Source organism: Neisseria sp. Dent CA1/247, from assembly GCF_022870825.1.
Lineage (GTDB): Bacteria > Pseudomonadota > Gammaproteobacteria > Burkholderiales > Neisseriaceae > Neisseria > Neisseria zoodegmatis.
In genome coordinates this window covers 2,197,681-2,214,814 of record NZ_CP091522.1, presented here as the reverse complement: position 1 = coordinate 2,214,814, position 17,134 = coordinate 2,197,681, and the positions used below count along the sequence as shown (strand labels likewise).

Sequence of the window (17,134 nt, the reverse complement as noted above, 5' to 3'; positions counted from 1 at the left end):
GCAGCGTGTAACAAGGTAAAAAATAGTACGAAAAGAGCAGTTTGTTGGTCATCTGCAAACGAACGCCTTGCATACTGTACCAAAAATAACGGGAAAATAGGTTTTCCGGCTTTATTGAATAAGTAATGGATAGGTCAAATCATGAGCGAGAAAATAACCAAAGATACTTGCATTGCACACAGAACACTGGCTGTTGCCGGTTCTCCCGAAACATTGGTAGATGTATTTATTGCCCAACCAGAGAAAGTGCATGAAGAAGAGTGGATTTGCCGGTATCGAATTGTTGGTGCAGGAGAAGACATGAATTTTCAAGTGCATGGAATAGATGCCGTTCAAGCTCTCAAACATGTTTTTGTGATGATAGACGCTTCCCTTGTCAGTACGGGTCTGTCTCTGACATGGCTTGGTGAAAAAGATTTAGGGTTCCTATCTGCTTAAACTAATTGGTAATCATGTATAAACCCGCCCACATTTAAGTGGGCGGGTTTTATTTCATTGGAACAAACCAGTATGGAATATAGAAAATCCGACAATACCTTGTTTACCGGCGACTGCCGCCTTGTGCTGCCCCAGCTGGCCCAACAAGGCGTGAAAGTTCAAACCTGCATTACCTCACCGCCGTATTACGGTTTGCGCGATTACGGTTGTGACGGACAAATCGGCTTGGAGCAGACCGTGAATGAGTATGTTGCCAACTTGGTGGAAGTGTTCCGCAGGGTGCGTGAAGTATTGGCCGATGACGGAACCTTATGGCTCAACCTCGGCGACAGTTATGCAGGCAGCGGCAAAGGCCGTAATGCCGACGGCAGCCCGTTTAGCGGGTATCAAGATTCGTTTCAGACGAGAACCCAACTGACAGGCCGTTTGAAAAGCACACCGCTGTCAGACGGCCTCAAAGCCAAAGACCTGATCGGCATTCCGTGGCGTGTCGCCCTCGCTTTGCAGGCCGACGGCTGGTATCTGCACCAAGACAGCATTTGGCATAAAACCAACCCGATGCCCGAATCCGTCACCGACCGCTGCGTCCGTTCACACGAATATCTCTTTCGTTTTCGTCAATCTGCACGAACAGCGGACAGCACAGCAGGCAATCAATTTTGAAAACTGAATAATGGAAATAAAAACACTTACACTTACTATTATGAAGTATCTTTTTTATTTTGATACGGAAAGGTATAATTCTTCTATGAAAAAAGAACTGTATATTCCAAGAATTGAAGCTGTGGATTTGTTCTGCGGCGTAGGGGGGCTTACCGCTGGTCTAATTCAAGCTGGTATTGCTGTAAAAGCAGGATATGATATTGAGCCAACCTGCGCATTTCCTTACGAATACAACAATAAAGGGGCAAAATTCTATTTAAAGAATGTTCAAGAAGTATCCGGAGATGAGATTAAAGCACATTATTCAGAAAGTGCTATTAAGCTATTGGCCGGATGTGCCCCCTGTCAGCCTTTCTCTACCTATAATCAAGGTAGAGATGCTCGTGATGACAAGAAATGGCCGTTATTGTATGCATTTGCAAGATTAATTCGAGAAATTAATCCAGAATTGGTGACAATGGAAAATGTACCGGACGTAACAAAGCATAAAGTTTATCACGACTTTGTTTCTAATTTAAAAACTCAGGGTTATCAAATTTGGGCTGAAGCAGTCTTATGTGCAGATTATGGTATTCCACAGATGCGTCGTAGACATGTATTATTGGCTTCTCGGATTGGCGAGGTAACTCTACTCCCTCCTACTCATAAAGATAAACATATAACTGTACGCGAAGCAATTGGACATTTACCTCCAATTGCTGCAGGTGAACAGTATGTTGGTGACAGCCTGCACCGTAGTGCTGGTTTGACGGACATTAATCTTAAAAGGATCCAAGCATCTAAGCCAGGTGGTACTTGGATGGACTGGCCAGAAGGATTACGGGCAGGATGCCACCGTAAAGCAAGTGGACAGTCCTATAAACGTGTATACGGCCGCATGGAGTGGGATAGGCCTGCGCCAACGATGACTACTTTATGTTATGGATTTGGTAACGGGCGTTTCGGACACCCTGAACAGGACAGAGCGATTTCTTTGAGAGAGGCTGCTATTTTTCAGGACTTCCCTCCTGATTATATTTTTATTGATATAAAAAAAACACGCCCAAGTTACAGTAAAATTGGGCGTATGATTGGTAATGCAGTACCTGTTGGATTAGGGCGAGTGGTTGGACAAAGCTTTCAGATATTATCTAAAATTTGATCCAGTTTATTCAATTTTTCTGTCTCATTAAGGTAATCCTGATAGCTTTTTTGCGCATTCTCTATTAGTGAGTCGTAATGTACTATGCGACTACCAGGAGATACTCCATTCATAAAATGTTTAATGCTTTCTGGATCGCGCTCTTCATCCTCTAAAGGTTTGCCTATAACAAATATAACTTCAATATTCGGACTAGGATTATTCTCAGTTTCAAGTAATATTTTTTTTAGTTTTCTCACATAAGTTCTTCCTTGTTCCGCAAGCTCAAATATTGTTAAATTGCGACTTACTTTTTTGAGTTCAATAATTAAATGTTTTTTTGCTGTAGTTCGATATGCGATGTCTACTCTACTGAGAGCTTCTTTATCACTTAAGGTATCAACTTTAATGCCACTTTTAAGCAGGCGACTTTCCATAATGGCAGTATTTTCAACCTTTTCCCATGATGGGTCTAGTAACCATAGATGATCAAAAAGATATTGTTGAAGCACTTTCTCCTTCTGATCATCGTTAACTAAGTCTAGAAAATTTTTGATTGTATCTAGACGGGAACGTACTATATCTCCGTATAAAGACGTTTCTAATTCATCCCTATCAGCAAATAATTCTATAAGTTTATCAATGGATTGGACTGATTCTGTGACTCTTGTAGCGTCTCCGGTTCTTAATCGCATTCTTTCAAATGCTAGGACTCCATGTTTATATAATGTTTTTTTATCATTCACATTATCTACAGGTAGTGCGTGAAGAGTTGCTATGAGTTCTTCTGCATTTTTTTTATAACCCTTAGGAAGTCCATCTATCCATGCTTGAAGTGCGGGAGATGTATTTTGCACTTCTGCAATGGCATGTCTTTTCCGTCTTTCTGACCAAGTACGTTCAACTTGGGATAACGTACTACGCATGAAAGCTAATAGTGCTTTATAGCGAGGATCGTCTTCCTGTATGCGTTGTCGGTCACTAGTAGCAATATCTGGATTATTGTCAGTATCTAGAAAATCAGCTTCTATTTGCCCAGTGAGATATTTGGTATATAGTCTTCCGTCATTTAATTTGTCCAGTATATTTTCATGAAAAAGTCGCCCTCTAGATAAAACGACAATGGAATTAAGATTGCCTATATCAGGGCTATCAAGCTGCTTTGGCACCTCTGCTGTACCAATCCAGCCAGTAATCTTCCAATCAGGATTACCATCTTCTCCAGTTTCCCATGACTCTAGATGATTTGGAACTATATCCTGCTCTTTTATATTTTTGAAGCCTGATGTATCAAGATTTGTTCCCTCAATAATCCAAATAAATTGAGATTTTTCCAAATCGTCGCGGTCTGACAGAGTTACCTTTTGACCATTGATAGTTACGGTAAAATTATCACTTAAAACAGAGAAGCGACGGGCAAGACGTTTTTTCAGGCTACTGATGGTTCTACTTAATTTGTTTTTATTGATACCGTCCAATCTGATATGCGTACCTCTTTGTATTGATATATCGCTTTCTGGTAAAGAAATAGGTTCATAATTATTCTGTCCTCTACTAATTGCCTCTCTTATTTTGTCAACACTCATTCTAAGACCATGCGCCACGTTATCCTGACCTATTGACTGAATTTTCACTTGATCTGCTATTGAAAAAAGAGCCAGTTTTCCTAATCCTTTTCTACCCATAACAGGTCGACCTTTAGCAGTTATTTTTCCATAAGGATCTTGATCGTCAGATCGTCGTCTATAGCCTACGGTTAGGTATTTTCTATTCATCTCGTCAATTGTCATACCTTTACCATCATCGTGAATTTCAATAAATTGACATGGACGATTCTCGTCCACGGTAATGGCAACGTTCTCAGCATCAGCATCCCATGCATTTGCAACAATTTCAGTTAAAACAGCTGAAAGGTTGCTATACAGATTAATACCCAAATGCTCCAAGACGTTAAGATCAACGGTCATTTGATATTTGCTCATCTAAGCTTTTTCCTTTAATAAAATTCTTATATTATTAGATAAACTTTTGTTTCATAAGAATACATATATATATATTATTATTATTATCCTATTGTGTAGAAATTTCTACATTTTTTTATTTTTAAGAAATTCATACTTTTTTTGCACGGATATCCATGCAATATCATCAATTGATGACCTAACTTTAAAGATTACATTCTATCTGCTTGCTATTTATTTTTATATATGTAAATCATATGCTTATAATGGAAGTATGAAAGCAATTGATTAAACATTAACACTAACCCAACAGAACAGCGGGTATTTTGCGGGTCGGTGGATATAGGGCGTGGCATGTGCCACTAACCTATCTAGGAGGATGGACCATGAAAAAAGATGGTCTTAAAGCTCCGCGGATCAGGAAAGTGCAAGACGCTATCCGTACAGTATGGCGGATATGGCGAATAGCGGATTTTGTCACTTTCCTATTTAATCTGCTATAAAAATCACGCCCCCGAAAGGGGGCGCATCTATTTGGTGACAACGCTACACGCATTTAAACAACAATAATCCCGCAGGAGGGGGCAAGTCGGGCTTGGGCTTGCCGGTTGCGTAGGTTGCCGCAGGTGCCGGAGCGGTCGGCATGGTCAAGTCCGGCTTGGGGGCGTGGGGACGTTTCGGGCGGAGGTACGGAGCCGGAAACGGGGCTGCTGCGAGCTGGATTTTGACAAACGATTTTCCCATCTGCCATATTCAGGCCGTCTGAAACCGTCTCTTTCAGACGGCCTGCTACATCAAAAATTAAAGATTACTTGCTCAATTGTCCACCAAGTTTTAGGGTAGGCTTCCCTAAATTCTTCAACTTTCCATAGATTTTCTTCATCATCAATTCCTGTATCATAGATAAATTTTCCATCTGAACCTATAAAATGTGTTGCTCTTATACAACCATTTCTTATGCTGGCCTCAACATTGGCGACATTTTCCAGCATCAGCAGATTAGTTAAGGCTACTGTGCCTAGCCTTGTATTGGGTGGAAAATCCCCTTTCAGGCAGTCTGAAAACAACTTGTCATACGTTGTGCGGGGTAACAATGCAAACGTGTCCGTCATAGTTCCGACACTGTAATCCTCACATGTTTGAGCCAGTAAGTCGTAAGTAAAATCGGAACTGCCTTTTAAGGCCGAAGCAAAAATTTCTATGCTATCGTCAGCGGTCAAACCGTCATTCAAACCGTCCATATCACGCCACATCGTCATAAACACTTCCCGCATTTGCTTAGGGTGAAGTTCTGATATTTGAGCGAGAATGTAAGCGACATTATTTACTTCCATTATTCGGCCTCCTTTACTGATTCAACGTTTGTAATCCCTTTCGCTGCAATCTCTTTTTCAAACCATGCAGCGGGGTTTACATAAAAATCAGGCGGGAAATCCAACTCAACATTAAAATCAATATTGGTATTCCGCCAAAACCAATGGGCGGCAATATCAAGTGCACCGTAAAAACAGATTTCCAAACAACATCCCATCAGCGCATATTCAAATGAACCGCTAATACTCCGTATCGAAGCCTCCATATAGACTTTGACCATTTTTCGGCTTTCGCCCGCCGCTAATAGCATTCTGTGCAGACGGCAATAAAGGTCTATATCAAAAGTTACGGTTAAGTCCCGATAATATTCGCTCAAGCAGTCCAACTCTTCATCCGTGCAGCCGATATAGTCAAGCTCGCTATCCAATTCGGCCACCATCAGGCGGCTGCCGTCATTTCTGTTTTCAAACCGATATTTCATTTCTATTTCCTTTTTTAAACGGTCAAAATAAAACAAGCTGTTCCTCAAGCGTAAACATGCGCTGCGGTATTGCCGTAATCGGATTTTCTTTGCTTTCTGCTGCTTCTTTCTTGTCGGCGGATATTCTGTCCGCCATTGCCTGACCGAAGCCGCCGAGTATCCAATCGGCCGTACACCAAGCCGCGCAAAATTCGTGCGTCAAACTGTTGCCATGCACGATTTTTGCGGGGATACGGTAAAGTTGGCATTGGATAAAACACATCCAAACGCACAAGGCATCAATATCAGTTCCGATAGCGACCATGTGCTGTGCAGGTGTGTAGCCAAGTGAACGGACGTTTTCGGCGAAAGCAATCACGTTCGCCCCACTTCCGCAGGTAGGCTCTAAAACGCTTACAAATGGCTCGGTTTTCAGCTTTTCAGCCAAATCCTGATTAACAATGGCTGCCATCAGTTTGCTGATGTTGTAGGGCGTAAAATATTGCCCGCTGTTTGGGTTGCCCAAACCTAAATCCATATACAGGCAGCCTAAAATATCGGCAAATAATCCCTGTTCTCTGTGGCTATGGGTTTCAACAATCAATAAGCCCAGTATTTCTGCAAACCGCTTAAAATCACTTTCCGCATACTGTTTGCGGATTTCGTGGTAACGGTTTTCCCGTTGCTCCCATTGGTCGTCAAATGTGTATTGGTTTATCAATACAATGGCGGCCACTTCGACAAAATCCCTGAATAAATCTGCAACCCGATAGGCAGCACCGAACGTATGAAACAGTCTGACAATCTCTTTATTGATGTCGGCCATACCGTTTAATCTCCGTTGTGTTGTTCAGACGGCCTCAACAGGCCGTCTGAAACATGGTTAACGATTACCACCAACTGTCATAAAAGACTGCCAAGCCGTTTGCTATGGCTTCGCGGGCGGCTGCAATAAATTTCTTGGTCTCTTCTATGTCTTCGGGCTACACCTCTTCTCCTCCGAAGAAAAAGCCCGGCGTATATTCCAATTCGTCGTTGTCCAACGCCTGCTCCAAGCGTTCCAAGTCCGCTAACTCCAGTCTTACCGTTCGGCAGTTAAACACCTCGTCTTGCCCGCCTTTTTCTCTGTAAAGCTCTTCCATCCAACCATGCAGATGATTGAATTTGCGCCAATAGGCAATATCGGTTAGCTGCGCTTGCTCGCGCTCTTCATCGGTTTGTCGGTCGCCCGCAAACTCGGCACGCATGGTGTAGCCGTACATGTCCAATCCCATAGTCATTCCTTTCATGTGAAATAATTAACAACACACAACCATCGGGGGCGGTCGCCGCCGTGTTGTGATGTCGTTAAAAATTTCAAAGCGCAAAAAGTCCAGACTGGCTTTGTGCGGCTTTCATCTTTGTCCGGTGCGCCCCTAGCGGCGTGGTGGAAAAGGTGGAAGACGTGCAAAGACACTCGTCTTGGTCTGGACTTTTTGCGCTTTGAAATTTAGACATCTATAGACAACACGGCGGCGACCGCCCCCGATGGTTGTTTACGGGACAGCCGCCTGCGGCGTTTCCGCCTTGGCGGAATTTTTTAAAACGCTTTAGGGCGTTTTTTGGCACTCGCTGCCTATCCTGCGTCTAGTTTAAAAATAGGTTTATTTAGGAAATTTTTCGTTTTTAGCAGGGGTGAGGTACGCGCGGACTTAGATAGTAACGTTTGCAATTTTAGATTACATTAGTTACAAATAGTTTTATATGGATATTAATTAGATGATGATAGATATTGATTAGATTGTTATTGGTATTTATTTGATATTTAGCTAGACAAAAATAGATATTAATTGATATATTTATAGATAAATATAGACTTTATTGGATTAATTTAGATAATAATTGGATAGGATTAGTATGCCGAAAATATCAGCAGCCGAATTTATTCAAGCTCATCAGAAAAGAGGTAGAAGTTCAAAGCTGGAACCGTACCGAGAAGATATTCTGCTGCTTAAATCTCATGGTTACACCCAGCAGCAAATACTAGATTTTTTGAAGATGAATGGCATTACTGTGGGGATGACTACGTTAAACTGGTTTATCCGTAGCCGGACAGAAACTGATGAAAAAAAATCTGTGCGGCAGAATCAGAAAATTCCTAGTCAGACGTCTTCGGAAAAATCGGAGATAACCGAGAGTGTCCTGACAAAAAATCAGCAAGAAGAAGTGCAAAAAACGCAACTAGATGTAGCCCAACAAACTGTAAAAATCTCTGGTAATGTTAAGCCAACAAATGAGGCTAATTCAGAATCCCCTGAAACTCCGCCGGGTGAGCCTCGGAAATTTAAATTTAAACCTTCTGAAGTTGATGCGAAAAATTTGATGTAAATAAGGCCGTCTGAATCTTTTCAGACGGCCTCTTCAAAAAAACTTGTACCTAACGTCCATAGTGAAAGCGGCAAGCATAAACTGTTACCGTATCTTCTTCTACGGAGTAAACCAGTCTGTGTTCCCGATCTATCCTACGCGACCACAAACCTGATTTCTGATGCCTAAGTGGCTCCGGCTTACCGATGCCTTTAGGGTGGTTGATTTTAATATCGTCCAACAGAACTTTAATCCGTTCCACCTTGCGTCCATCATGCTTTACCCAGTAGGCTAAGTCCTCTGCTGCATCTGCGGTAAAGCGGTGTTTCATAATTCGACATCCACAAACTCGCCACGCTCGGCTTGAGCCAAAGAATGCTCCAAACGGGCAGCATTGGTCGGGTTGCCAAACAGATAAAGCGTTTCCATAATTGAGTTGTACTCTTCTTCCGACATCAAAACACAATTGCCACCGTTGCGGCGGGTAATATGTGTAACGACATGATCATCACACACTTTGGTCATGATGTTGGCCAAGTCTTCTCGAGCAGCGGTGTAACTGACTACATTGTCCATTTTTCATCTCCAAATTTAAGCATGATTTTATTGTACAGGTTATATGTACATATATCAATTCTACTAAGAAAAAGCCGCCCGAAACCTTTCAAGCGGCTTTTCCATCACAAAATAACCTTATTTCAACAACAACGCCGGCCTACCCAGTCTGTTTAAGATGCCAACCGCTTTTTTATCAAAAGTGGCAAATTTTTCAGCACCCAACCTGCTGCCAAGATATTCATTCACCCCATCAGCAAAATCACCACCGTTTTCCACTACAGACAGTCCTGCTTCAACTTCATCTTCCTGCACGACTAAATTCGGCACTGAGCCGATAAAGTTTCTGAGCTGGGCTACTACCGTTTCTGACGGTATTTTATAAGCCCTAAGCAAAACCCACACCGTTTCCATCCATACTGAGGTCGGAATTACAATCTCATCATTAGCCTCAAATAAACGGATAGCCGTCTCCTGCTGGTTTTTATCGTCACCGATAAACAATCTGACCAATACATTCGTATCAACAGCCAAACTGCTCATATGTTTTTCTCCAATCCTGCAACTCCTGATTCAGCGGCAGCGTCCGCAATAGCCTCATTTATTTCTTCAACGCTTAAGTGCACACCGGCAACATTTTCCATACAACCGGCAAAATCACGGGCAGATTTTAATCGGTTTTGTTTTGCCCTGATTCTGAGTTCTCCACCAGGCAGTTTTAATACCTCTAACTCGTCACCAGTACCGATGCCTAGGTGCTGTAAATACTCTTTCTTAAACGTTACTTGATTTTTCGCAGTAATTTTCAAAGTCGTCGCCATAACTGCTCCTTTTCATTTTCATTCTAAAGTAAGGCTTATTATACCTTACTTTTAGTCTAAGTCTTATCGAATTTATTCACAAATACACATGCAATCCTTATTCAATTAATTGTAGTAAAAGGACTTTTTTGTTATGAAAAAGCCGTCTGAATTTTTCAGACGGCTTCAAAGCCTGTCAGTGGGTTATTCCATAAAAATTTCTTGGAGTACAGACAAAATATCGGATAGCACCTCATTGCTCAAATGCCCCATTGATTTGACCAACCGGCGTTTATCGACAACACGGATTTGATCCAACAAAACCAATCCGTCTTTATCGCCAAATGTTACCGGTACGCGGAAAGGAGCCGGTCGCCCGGCAGAAGTGAGCGGCGCAATAATGGCTGTTTTCAAATGATCGTGTATTTCAGACGGTGAAACAATTACACACGGTCGCGTCTTCTGTATTTCGCTGCCTACGGTTGGATCCAATTGAACCCAAAACACTTCGCCACGCCTTACCATCGCCATTCTACAACCTCATCTTCTCGGAAGTTTTCCCAAGTTAAACCGTCTTCTCCGTGCCGTGCCAAATCTTCAGCCGCCGCTGCCCAACCCTTGCGCACGGCAGGCTTGGGTTTGCTCAAAACAATAGTGCCGTCCACAACGGACATTTCGACACAATCGTTAAAGCCAAGCTGATTTATAAGGGCTTTGGGAATAATTACCCCATGAGAATTGCCCATTTTTCTGATTGTCGTTTTCATTACACAGCTCCTTTTTACTGTATGTAATAACAATGTTATTACTTTGTAGTATTGTTGTCAACTAAGTTATCCACAAAAAACGTGCATATCCTTCCTGCTAAATGACTTAAACGTTTATTTCCAAATTGAAAAATCATTTGCACAAAAAATCATCAGGCCGAATGGCCTTATTAATATCTGTAAGTGGTCTCTGATGTGATCTCTGTATAGATATTGTCCTCGGCGTACAAAGTTCTTTGTTCAATATGTACAGTGTACTTTGTACAATATGTACAAAGACATGATTTAATTGAATAAATTGTAGCAATAGAAAAGGCCGTCTGAAAACGGATACCACCGGTTTCAGACGGCCTCAAGACCCGAATTTACGAAAAAAGCATAAAAAAACGGCCGATGCAGTGCATTGACCGTAACAAAAAGCCTTTGAATTGCTCAAAAACAGGGTGAAAATCATTTGTTTAGGACGTATGGGTAATAGTAAGCCGCGGGATGCCGTCAGGTCTTATTTGCCTGATTTCATACCGCCTTTTTTCAAATAGTTTTGTATTGCTTGATACCCGTCATTACCTGATAGATCAGGTTTTTCGGGCGGGGGCTTGTCGGGCTTTTCTTGCGGTGGGGCGCGCTGCTGCCGCTCTTTTGCAGCTGCCTCCAGTTCTCGCCGCGTGCGTTCTTCCTGTGCTTTCAATGCCGCTTCAGACGGCCTGTTCGGTTGGGTGTTATCGTTATGATAAAAACCTAACCAGCCTTTAAGAATGCTCCGCTCCATAATGGGGCGAAGATCGAGATTTTGATTGTGGAATGCCGCCAGTTTCTTAATGGCGGTTTTTTTTGCCCCTGTGCCCGCTTTTTTACCGGCCTCAATCCGCATATCGAGATAGTTGTGCCACAAATCCAGCGGGATGAATTTCGGCAGGCGGTAGTTATCACGGTCATAGTGATGGCGACTGTTTGCCTCGGGAATGGGAATGCCCCGCAATTCGTAGATTTTGGCCAACAGCACTTCACGATTGAGTAGCCAGTGCATCTTACCGTGGACACCGCCACGCCGGTATTGCACCAAGCCGAGCTTGAGCAGGGTGCGGCGCACCTTTTCATAACCGCGCCGTGTCAGACCGAGTTCCTGCTTCAGATCCGCAGCGGTCTTATAGAGCCAACCGCACCGCTTCGGCTCTTTATCGGCCACATCGCTCCACCAAAACAGATTAGATAGAAACGAGGCCGCCTGAAAATCGTGCGCGCACACGGGCATAAATTCGTCATAGATTTGGACGAACTTTTCGGTTAGGTGTGGGCGCAGGTCGGCGATAAGCATTTAATGATTTCCGTTTAACGCTATGCGTTATATAATATATCCATGATTCAAACTTTTAACTGCAAACACACCGAGCAACTGTTTCAAGGCCGCTGCCCATTGAAATTCAGGGCTATCCAAAAAGCGGCGGAACGCAAGCTGCAAATGTTGGATTCTGCCGTTACTGTGGATTTTCTGCGTTCCCCGCCCGGCAACAGGCTTGAAGCACTCAAAGGCAGCCGTACCGGACAGTTCAGCATCCGCATCAATGACCAATGGCGGGTTTGCTTCCGTTTTGAAAACGGTCATGCTTACGATGTGGAAATTGTCGATTACCATTAAGGAGCCACCATGAATAACCAGATGAGACCCATACACCCCGGCGAAATTTTGCGCGAAGAATACCTGATTCCGCTGGGCATGACGGCCAACGCCCTGTCTGTCGCCCTGCATGTGCCCGCACCGCGCATTAACGACATCGTGCGCGAAAAGCGGGGCATCAGTCCCGACACCGCCTTGCGGCTTGCCCGCTATTTCGGCGGCGATGCACAAAGCTGGCTGAACCTGCAAAACGCCTACGATCTGAAAGTGGCGGAACAGTCTCTGAAACAGGAAATCGACCACATTATCCCCATGCAGGCATAAACAACCGCAACAACCGCCATACAACGGAGCCGTAACAGGCTCTGTTTTTTTATGTGCGTATAGGGGCATAAATTCGTCATAGATTGGGACGAATTTTTCGGTTAGGTGTGGGCGCAGATCAGCGATGAGCATGAGAATTTCGCACCAACTCAGTCAAATAGATCTGGGCGTAATTCACTCTTTTTTACTTTTGAATTGGTTAGTTTTTCTATTTTAATCGCCGCCTCTGGTGGAATTCTATTTCGCCCGTGAATCCAACTATTCACAGTTGATCTTTGAACACCAAGTTTTCTTGCTAGTGATGCTTGGCTTCCAATTAAAAAAACTGCCGTTTGTAGAGCATTCTGCATATTTGAAATTTTCCTCAGTAATATAATTTGCAATTTAAGTATATTTTTAATATACAAAATAGTCAATTATTCAGATGCGACAAGTATTTTAGGGCTATATAGAATTAAAATATTTAAATCAAGATTGTTCTATGCACTACGATTTGGCTAAATGGGTGGTAAATGCTAGAAAGCGGGCAAACTTAACGCAAGAAGAGTTAGCAGAAGCAATTGGTTTTTCTGGGAAGGCCAGTATTTCCGCTCTTGAGAAGGGTAGAAATAAACCGACATTTGATGTTATGGTAAAAATTTCAGAGGTTTGTAATTATCCATTGCCTTTTCAGAATCAAATCATCAACAATAATGCTGCCCACATACAGGTAGGAGGTAACAATTTTGGAGATGCTTCTTATTCTAATATCTCGGGAAGCAGCTCTGTTCCAATAAACCTTGAGAATGTTCCTGATTTGGACTTTCTTCAGCCGTTTCTTGCTCGTGTCTCTAATGATGATTTGTGTAGTGAGGGGATTTTTAAAAATGATGTTTTAACAATTAATCCGAACATCACTGCTAGACATGGTAACTTCATACTTGTTTTATCCAAATATGGGCGTGGATTTGTTGCAAAACTTTTCATAGATATAAAAAATCAGCATTTTTTAAAATACAACGAAAACAATCCTGAAATAATACCTAGCGATGCTCAAATTATTGGTGTGGTCACTAATCTAAATCGAAGCTATACATAGCTTAGTCAAATAACAAAAAAGCCATCTGAAAATCTTCAGGTGGCTTTTTTGTATCTTTGCTGTCATAGCATTAAAAATAAAATCCTTACTAATCAACAATTAATAAGTTTCTTTTAAAAAAAGTCAATTTAAAATTGACATTAATATATATCTTAAATATACTAAAGCTATGAATTGAGTTCTTTAACAATTCGAAATCGCAGCAACCGGCCTTCGAAGCCGTCTAAGTTTTCATACTTATTATTTATATTGGCTGAAATGTGCAGGCTTCACCAAAACTTTAGACGGCAAGCGTAGAAAAGGCTTAGAGCCTTTGGGTAAGTCGGACAAACGGTTGCAGGCACCTTTCAACGTGCCAAAAAGAAAAAAGCCGCGCATCCGGGTAGCGCGATGGCGTCCGGTAACAGGCGGCTGTTGAACGTATCGGATAATCGGGGCGTATCCCCAATGTCGGAGCGATAATCTACGGACAAGCTCCAATTGACAGTTTGATTTTTTTGAGACTGCCTCTTTGCTGGCAGATTCAGGGCTTTACCGCCCTAAGTGTGCCGATGATGCACACTCTTTATAAGACGGTCTCACACACCGTCTTAGGTCTGTACCCAGACCCAAGCCCGTTTGAAAAAGCGGGCTTCCGTGTGGGTATTTTACTCCGAATTCTTGAGAAAGTAACGAAAGTTATTTTTATGACAGTTTAATTGAGCCGGATAAGTAGATTTGCAAACCCATTGATTTTTATAAATATGATATGATTTAACTGATACAGGCATTTGATTTTAAGGAGGAATGAACAATGTCAACTTCTTATGAAACCGACTTCGCTGCATGGGCTGCCGAGCAGGCAGGCCTGTTGCGGGCGGGGTTGGTAAACAATATTGATTTTAGAAACTTGGCCGAGGAAATCGAGGATATGGGCAAAAGCGAGCAGCGGGCTTTGGAAAGCCGTTTGCAGGTTTTAATCTGCCATTTGTTGAAATGGAAATTCCAGCCTGAACGGCAGGGTACTTCTTGGAAAGCAACCATCAAAGAACAGCGGCGCGGCATCAGAAAATTACTGAAAGAGTCGCCCAGCCTTAAAAGCAGATTTGATGATGCAGAGTTTGTTTCTGATGTTTGGCTGGACGGAGTGGCCGCCGCTTTAAGGGAAACCGAGTTGGAAAACACCTTCCCCGAACAGGCGATTTGGAGTATAGCCGACATCTTAAATGACGAGTTTATGCCCGAATAATTCAGACGGCCTCAATATTGAAAAGCCCGCTTATATTAATAAGTGGGCTTTGCTTTTGGGAAACGGGTAACGGAGGTGTTAAATATCGTGCAAAACTGAGCCAGGGAAACGGGGAGTTGTGCTCCAAAAGTGAGCCACTCTCCGTTTGTTATAAACTGCTCCGCTTTATCACACAGCGGAGCCCAACCTGGATGTTATGCATGGAAACCATCGCAAAAGTGCACCGGCTTTTTCACCGACAGAAACTCTCACAACGTGAAATCGCCAAACAACTCAAACTCTCCCGCAATACAGTCGCCAAATATCTGCAGCACGCCACAGTCGAACCCCCCGTCTACCGCAGAGAACAAACCCATTACCCCAAGCTCGGTCCTTTTCTTGACGTGTTGACCCAACAGTTGCTCCAAGAAGCCCGGCTGCCCAAACAGCAACACCTTTCTGCCCGTCGACATTTCGAACGCCTCAAAGATGCCGGTTATGCCGGACAGTACAGTGCCGTTGCCGTATTTATCCGCAAATTCCGCCAACAGCACCAACCCAAGCCGGTTCCGGTCTTTATGGCTCAGGCTTTTGCTCCGGGTGATGCTTATCAGTTTGACTGGAGTATCGAAACCGTTTGTTTGGCCGGACAGACCGTTAAGGTAAATATCGCTCATTTCCGCTTATGCCACAGCAGGGCTTTTTTCGTTTGTGCTTATCCCAATCAGAAAGCTGATATGTTGATGGATGCGCACAACCGCGCATTCGCTTTCTTCGGCGGCGTACCTGCCCGCGGTATCTACGACAATATGAAGACCGCCGTTACCCGAATCGGCAAAGGTAAGGAGAGAGAGTTTAACGCACAGTTTTTACAGATGATGACCCACTTTCTCATTGAACCGGTTGCCTGTACCCCGGCCTCCGGCTGGGAGAAAGGCCAGGTCGAGCGGCAGATACGCCACCTGCGCGAAAGATTGTTCAAGCCGACTTTGGCTTTTGATTCCTTTACCTCTCTCAACGACTACCTGCAACAGCAATGCCTGCGGCTGATGCGGCAGCACAAACATCCCGAATACAGGCAGCCGGTTAACGACATATGGGAAAGGGAGAAGCATTCGTTGGCTGCTTTCCGTCCCTATCCGGCAGAACGTTTGGAGATACTCAAAGTCAGCAACCAATCTTTGGTTACCGTCGAACGCCACCGTTACAGCGTACCGGTCGAATGGGCGGGCAATACGGTTAGGGTTTATATCGGCGCACAGACCGTCCGCTTTTGTAGCGATACCGACTGTATTGCCGAACATCCGCGCAGCTTTGTGAAAGACGGCATCAGCTATAACCCTTGGCATTTTTTGCCCTATCTGCAAAAGAAACCCGGAGCGTTAAGAGACGGCAGGGCTTTTATCGGCTGGGTACTGCCGCCCGTCATAGAGCGTCTGAAAGCCTGTTTGCTTAAGCAGCCCAAAGGAGACCGGGTAATGGTCAAACTGCTGAACCTGATGGCCGAATACGATGCCGACTTGGCATTGACGGCAGCGGAATTGGCATTGGACGAAGGTATGCCGACTCCGGAGGCAGTCTTGAACATCATCAACCGTCTGAAAGAACCGCCTCCACCCCGTTTCCATATTAGGGACATCCCGCTTACCGTCCCGCCGTCAGTTGATTGCAGCCGTTATGACCGCTTACTGAGTCTGTCGGGCAAACAAACGGATACGATGAAGGAGAAGCATCATGCAGCATGAACGTCTGGCCGGACTGTTGAAAGAATTGAAACTCGGTGCGATGGCGGAGCAGTGGGATGAAATCGTAGTGGACGGCATCCGTCGCAAACGGGGTACGCTGGATATTCTGGAGCGGTTGTTGACTGCCGAACATATAGCCAAAACCGCAAGGAGTATCCAAAACCGGATTAGCCAGGCAAGGTTTCCGCAACACCGCAGTTTGGCCGACTTCGATTTTGAGCAGAGTTTGATACACCGTCCGGCATTGGAACTGCTTTTGGGCGGGGACTATATCAGACAGAAGCGTAATGTGGTGTTGGTAGGCGGACCGGGTACGGGCAAAACGCATATTGCCACAGCATTGGGTATCGAAGCGGCGACACAAGGATTTAGGGTACGTTTTTGGAATGTACTGGACTTGGTCAACAAATTGGAAGCAGACAAAGACGAAGGCCGTCTGAAACTGACCGAGCAGCAATGTCGGTACGATTTGTTGATTCTTGATGAGTTGGGGTATCTGCCGTTTAGTCAGAAAGGCGGTGCGCTGCTGTTTCATCTGATGAGCCAACTGCATGAAAGGACGAGTGTTGTCATGACAACCAATTTGGCCTTTAGCGAATGGGTGAAACTGTTTATGGATGAAAAGATGACGGGTGCTTTACTGGACCGCCTGACTTATTGCTGTGATATTTTTGAGACGGGCAATGATTCTTACCGGATGAAACACCGCTCATAGGGTGGCTCAATTTTAGACCACAACTG

The 17,134-nt window shown here is 43.9% G+C and carries 24 protein-coding genes; 10 read left to right on the top strand and 14 right to left on the bottom strand.

The genetic code is table 11. From position 1 onward, the window contains the following. Positions 1-141 precede the first annotated feature (141 nt). From LVJ85_RS10935 to LVJ85_RS10925, 3 genes are all read left to right on the top strand, one after another. Positions 142-438 carry a hypothetical protein gene (locus LVJ85_RS10935; RefSeq protein WP_036494604.1) on the top strand — a complete coding sequence of 99 codons (297 nt, stop codon included), beginning with the start codon at positions 142-144 and terminating at the stop codon, positions 436-438. A gap of 72 nt (positions 439-510) precedes the next feature. Next, the gene (locus tag LVJ85_RS10930) at positions 511-1,101 is read left to right on the top strand and encodes a site-specific DNA-methyltransferase (RefSeq protein ID WP_244739836.1); all 591 of its coding nucleotides are present in this window, start codon (positions 511-513) and stop codon (positions 1,099-1,101) included. A gap of 10 nt (positions 1,102-1,111) precedes the next feature. Next, positions 1,112-2,242 carry a DNA cytosine methyltransferase gene (locus tag LVJ85_RS10925; RefSeq protein ID WP_244739835.1) on the top strand — a complete coding sequence of 377 codons (1,131 nt, stop codon included), beginning with the start codon at positions 1,112-1,114 and terminating at the stop codon, positions 2,240-2,242. On the opposite strand, the gene LVJ85_RS10920 is transcribed toward LVJ85_RS10925, so the two are convergent. The 6 genes from LVJ85_RS10920 to LVJ85_RS10895 form a co-directional block, all read right to left on the bottom strand. Continuing rightward, a complete protein-coding gene (locus LVJ85_RS10920; protein WP_244739834.1) occupies positions 2,221-4,203 on the bottom strand; it encodes an ATP-binding protein in 1,983 nt (660 codons plus the stop codon). The genes LVJ85_RS10925 and LVJ85_RS10920 overlap by 22 nt on opposite strands. A gap of 535 nt (positions 4,204-4,738) precedes the next feature. Then, positions 4,739-4,933 (bottom strand): hypothetical protein, encoded by a 195-nt coding sequence (locus tag LVJ85_RS10915; protein ID WP_244739833.1) that lies wholly within the window; start codon positions 4,931-4,933, stop codon positions 4,739-4,741. A gap of 43 nt (positions 4,934-4,976) precedes the next feature. Beyond that, the gene (locus LVJ85_RS10910) at positions 4,977-5,516 is read right to left on the bottom strand and encodes a hypothetical protein (RefSeq protein WP_244739832.1); all 540 of its coding nucleotides are present in this window, start codon (positions 5,514-5,516) and stop codon (positions 4,977-4,979) included. Further along, on the bottom strand, positions 5,516-5,977 hold the full coding sequence (locus tag LVJ85_RS10905) for a hypothetical protein (protein WP_244739831.1): 462 nt from the start codon (positions 5,975-5,977) through the stop codon (positions 5,516-5,518). The genes LVJ85_RS10910 and LVJ85_RS10905 overlap by 1 nt, the downstream gene beginning before the upstream one ends. 22 nt (positions 5,978-5,999) lie before the next feature. Beyond that, on the bottom strand, positions 6,000-6,782 hold the full coding sequence (locus LVJ85_RS10900) for an N-6 DNA methylase (protein ID WP_244739830.1): 783 nt from the start codon (positions 6,780-6,782) through the stop codon (positions 6,000-6,002). A gap of 157 nt (positions 6,783-6,939) precedes the next feature. Beyond that, entirely contained in the window at positions 6,940-7,230 is a 291-nt protein-coding gene (locus LVJ85_RS10895; protein WP_244739829.1) for a phosphoglycerate kinase, read from the bottom strand. A gap of 622 nt (positions 7,231-7,852) precedes the next feature. On the opposite strand from LVJ85_RS10895, the gene LVJ85_RS10890 reads away from it, so the two are divergent. Beyond that, positions 7,853-8,323, top strand: a complete 471-nt coding sequence (locus LVJ85_RS10890; RefSeq protein ID WP_244739828.1) for a hypothetical protein — start codon at positions 7,853-7,855, stop codon at positions 8,321-8,323. A 49-nt stretch (positions 8,324-8,372) separates the two neighbouring features. Here the strand turns inward: LVJ85_RS10890 and LVJ85_RS10885 are convergent, their stop codons facing one another. The 7 genes from LVJ85_RS10885 to LVJ85_RS10855 form a co-directional block, all read right to left on the bottom strand. Beyond that, positions 8,373-8,633: a Txe/YoeB family addiction module toxin gene (locus tag LVJ85_RS10885; RefSeq protein ID WP_085360210.1), complete on the bottom strand. Its 261-nt coding sequence runs from the start codon at positions 8,631-8,633 to the stop codon at positions 8,373-8,375. Beyond that, the gene (locus LVJ85_RS10880; protein WP_085360212.1) at positions 8,630-8,878 is read right to left on the bottom strand and encodes a type II toxin-antitoxin system Phd/YefM family antitoxin; all 249 of its coding nucleotides are present in this window, start codon (positions 8,876-8,878) and stop codon (positions 8,630-8,632) included. The genes LVJ85_RS10885 and LVJ85_RS10880 overlap by 4 nt, the downstream gene beginning before the upstream one ends. Before the next feature lie 117 nt (positions 8,879-8,995). Then, positions 8,996-9,400 (bottom strand): type II toxin-antitoxin system VapC family toxin, encoded by a 405-nt coding sequence (locus LVJ85_RS10875; RefSeq protein WP_244739827.1) that lies wholly within the window; start codon positions 9,398-9,400, stop codon positions 8,996-8,998. Next, positions 9,397-9,678 carry an AbrB/MazE/SpoVT family DNA-binding domain-containing protein gene (locus LVJ85_RS10870; protein WP_244739826.1) on the bottom strand — a complete coding sequence of 94 codons (282 nt, stop codon included), beginning with the start codon at positions 9,676-9,678 and terminating at the stop codon, positions 9,397-9,399. Before LVJ85_RS10870 ends, LVJ85_RS10875 begins: the two co-directional genes overlap by 4 nt. Before the next feature lie 183 nt (positions 9,679-9,861). Beyond that, entirely contained in the window at positions 9,862-10,182 is a 321-nt protein-coding gene (locus tag LVJ85_RS10865) for a type II toxin-antitoxin system PemK/MazF family toxin (RefSeq protein ID WP_040667449.1), read from the bottom strand. Continuing rightward, entirely contained in the window at positions 10,176-10,424 is a 249-nt protein-coding gene (locus LVJ85_RS10860; RefSeq protein WP_009116123.1) for a MazE family transcriptional regulator, read from the bottom strand. The genes LVJ85_RS10865 and LVJ85_RS10860 overlap by 7 nt, the downstream gene beginning before the upstream one ends. A 502-nt stretch (positions 10,425-10,926) precedes the next feature. Next, a complete protein-coding gene (locus LVJ85_RS10855) occupies positions 10,927-11,739 on the bottom strand; it encodes a hypothetical protein (protein ID WP_244739825.1) in 813 nt (270 codons plus the stop codon). A 42-nt stretch (positions 11,740-11,781) separates the two neighbouring features. Between LVJ85_RS10855 and LVJ85_RS10850 the strand changes: the two genes are divergently transcribed. Then, a complete protein-coding gene (locus tag LVJ85_RS10850) occupies positions 11,782-12,060 on the top strand; it encodes a type II toxin-antitoxin system RelE/ParE family toxin (RefSeq protein ID WP_244739824.1) in 279 nt (92 codons plus the stop codon). A 9-nt stretch (positions 12,061-12,069) separates the two neighbouring features. After that, positions 12,070-12,363 carry a HigA family addiction module antitoxin gene (locus LVJ85_RS10845; protein WP_107689158.1) on the top strand — a complete coding sequence of 98 codons (294 nt, stop codon included), beginning with the start codon at positions 12,070-12,072 and terminating at the stop codon, positions 12,361-12,363. A 149-nt stretch (positions 12,364-12,512) separates the two neighbouring features. On the opposite strand, the gene LVJ85_RS10840 is transcribed toward LVJ85_RS10845, so the two are convergent. Next, positions 12,513-12,713 carry a Cro/CI family transcriptional regulator gene (locus LVJ85_RS10840; protein ID WP_244739823.1) on the bottom strand — a complete coding sequence of 67 codons (201 nt, stop codon included), beginning with the start codon at positions 12,711-12,713 and terminating at the stop codon, positions 12,513-12,515. A 131-nt stretch (positions 12,714-12,844) separates the two neighbouring features. Between LVJ85_RS10840 and LVJ85_RS10835 the strand changes: the two genes are divergently transcribed. The 4 genes from LVJ85_RS10835 (at position 12,845) to istB (ending at position 17,108) form a co-directional block, all read left to right on the top strand. Continuing rightward, positions 12,845-13,441, top strand: a complete 597-nt coding sequence (locus tag LVJ85_RS10835) for a LexA family transcriptional regulator (RefSeq protein ID WP_244739822.1) — start codon at positions 12,845-12,847, stop codon at positions 13,439-13,441. Positions 13,442-14,234: 793 nt separating this feature from the next. Next, entirely contained in the window at positions 14,235-14,669 is a 435-nt protein-coding gene (locus LVJ85_RS10830; RefSeq protein ID WP_244739821.1) for a DUF29 domain-containing protein, read from the top strand. A gap of 191 nt (positions 14,670-14,860) precedes the next feature. After that, positions 14,861-16,393 carry an IS21 family transposase gene (gene istA, locus LVJ85_RS10825; RefSeq protein WP_182073206.1) on the top strand — a complete coding sequence of 511 codons (1,533 nt, stop codon included), beginning with the start codon at positions 14,861-14,863 and terminating at the stop codon, positions 16,391-16,393. Beyond that, a complete protein-coding gene (gene istB / locus LVJ85_RS10820; protein WP_370686940.1) occupies positions 16,380-17,108 on the top strand; it encodes an IS21-like element helper ATPase IstB in 729 nt (242 codons plus the stop codon). The genes istA and istB overlap by 14 nt, the downstream gene beginning before the upstream one ends. The last annotated feature ends 26 nt before the right edge of the window (positions 17,109-17,134 follow it).

What these genes read in the sequence shown, in the direction of transcription:
- LVJ85_RS10935 (WP_036494604.1), top strand. Translation starts at nt 142, where the DNA reads ATGAGCGAGAAAATAACCAAAGATACTTGCATTGCACACAGAACACTG.
- LVJ85_RS10930 (WP_244739836.1), top strand. Translation starts at nt 511, where the DNA reads ATGGAATATAGAAAATCCGACAATACCTTGTTTACCGGCGACTGCCGC.
- LVJ85_RS10925 (WP_244739835.1), top strand. Translation starts at nt 1,112, where the DNA reads ATGGAAATAAAAACACTTACACTTACTATTATGAAGTATCTTTTTTAT.
- LVJ85_RS10920 (WP_244739834.1), bottom strand. Translation starts at nt 4,203, where the DNA reads ATGAGCAAATATCAAATGACCGTTGATCTTAACGTCTTGGAGCATTTG.
- LVJ85_RS10915 (WP_244739833.1), bottom strand. Translation starts at nt 4,933, where the DNA reads ATGGCAGATGGGAAAATCGTTTGTCAAAATCCAGCTCGCAGCAGCCCC.
- LVJ85_RS10910 (WP_244739832.1), bottom strand. Translation starts at nt 5,516, where the DNA reads ATGGAAGTAAATAATGTCGCTTACATTCTCGCTCAAATATCAGAACTT.
- LVJ85_RS10905 (WP_244739831.1), bottom strand. Translation starts at nt 5,977, where the DNA reads ATGAAATATCGGTTTGAAAACAGAAATGACGGCAGCCGCCTGATGGTG.
- LVJ85_RS10900 (WP_244739830.1), bottom strand. Translation starts at nt 6,782, where the DNA reads ATGGCCGACATCAATAAAGAGATTGTCAGACTGTTTCATACGTTCGGT.
- LVJ85_RS10895 (WP_244739829.1), bottom strand. Translation starts at nt 7,230, where the DNA reads ATGGGATTGGACATGTACGGCTACACCATGCGTGCCGAGTTTGCGGGC.
- LVJ85_RS10890 (WP_244739828.1), top strand. Translation starts at nt 7,853, where the DNA reads ATGCCGAAAATATCAGCAGCCGAATTTATTCAAGCTCATCAGAAAAGA.
- LVJ85_RS10885 (WP_085360210.1), bottom strand. Translation starts at nt 8,633, where the DNA reads ATGAAACACCGCTTTACCGCAGATGCAGCAGAGGACTTAGCCTACTGG.
- LVJ85_RS10880 (WP_085360212.1), bottom strand. Translation starts at nt 8,878, where the DNA reads ATGGACAATGTAGTCAGTTACACCGCTGCTCGAGAAGACTTGGCCAAC.
- LVJ85_RS10875 (WP_244739827.1), bottom strand. Translation starts at nt 9,400, where the DNA reads ATGAGCAGTTTGGCTGTTGATACGAATGTATTGGTCAGATTGTTTATC.
- LVJ85_RS10870 (WP_244739826.1), bottom strand. Translation starts at nt 9,678, where the DNA reads ATGGCGACGACTTTGAAAATTACTGCGAAAAATCAAGTAACGTTTAAG.
- LVJ85_RS10865 (WP_040667449.1), bottom strand. Translation starts at nt 10,182, where the DNA reads ATGGTAAGGCGTGGCGAAGTGTTTTGGGTTCAATTGGATCCAACCGTA.
- LVJ85_RS10860 (WP_009116123.1), bottom strand. Translation starts at nt 10,424, where the DNA reads ATGAAAACGACAATCAGAAAAATGGGCAATTCTCATGGGGTAATTATT.
- LVJ85_RS10855 (WP_244739825.1), bottom strand. Translation starts at nt 11,739, where the DNA reads ATGCTTATCGCCGACCTGCGCCCACACCTAACCGAAAAGTTCGTCCAA.
- LVJ85_RS10850 (WP_244739824.1), top strand. Translation starts at nt 11,782, where the DNA reads ATGATTCAAACTTTTAACTGCAAACACACCGAGCAACTGTTTCAAGGC.
- LVJ85_RS10845 (WP_107689158.1), top strand. Translation starts at nt 12,070, where the DNA reads ATGAATAACCAGATGAGACCCATACACCCCGGCGAAATTTTGCGCGAA.
- LVJ85_RS10840 (WP_244739823.1), bottom strand. Translation starts at nt 12,713, where the DNA reads ATGCAGAATGCTCTACAAACGGCAGTTTTTTTAATTGGAAGCCAAGCA.
- LVJ85_RS10835 (WP_244739822.1), top strand. Translation starts at nt 12,845, where the DNA reads ATGCACTACGATTTGGCTAAATGGGTGGTAAATGCTAGAAAGCGGGCA.
- LVJ85_RS10830 (WP_244739821.1), top strand. Translation starts at nt 14,235, where the DNA reads ATGTCAACTTCTTATGAAACCGACTTCGCTGCATGGGCTGCCGAGCAG.
- istA (WP_182073206.1), top strand. Translation starts at nt 14,861, where the DNA reads ATGTTATGCATGGAAACCATCGCAAAAGTGCACCGGCTTTTTCACCGA.